Origin of the sequence: Pseudomonas sp. SIMBA_068, from assembly GCF_046534705.1 — a bacterium.
Lineage (GTDB): Bacteria > Pseudomonadota > Gammaproteobacteria > Pseudomonadales > Pseudomonadaceae > Aquipseudomonas > Aquipseudomonas putida.
This window is the reverse complement of the sequence record NZ_JAWRYI010001387.1, coordinates 1-243: the sequence shown is the minus strand read 5'-3', so window position 1 is coordinate 243 and position 243 is coordinate 1. Positions and strand designations below refer to the sequence as shown.

General features: G+C 51.9%; 1 pseudogene. It reads left to right on the top strand.

Annotation, left to right across the window (positions count from 1 at the left end):
* Nucleotides 1-103: 103 nt before the first annotated feature.
* A pseudogene (locus tag SB756_RS34165) lies at nt 104-243 on the top strand (transcriptional regulator Crp); the annotation flags it as partial.

Sequence of the window (243 nt, the reverse complement as noted above, 5' to 3'; positions counted from 1 at the left end):
AATGAATGGCGCATTGCCATGTCTTGTACGGCGTGTATCAATGAGATGCCGCTGGATAAAAACAACGCCAACGACACCGCGCAGTCTTTTTCGGGATACAACCATGGTTGCTCTTACTCCCACATCCAAGATCAAGAACCTCGACAAGCTGCTGCTTCACTGCCAGCGCCGACGTCATCCGGCCAAACACAACATCATCTGCGCCGGCGAGCGTTCAGAAACCCTGTTCTTCATCATCAAAGG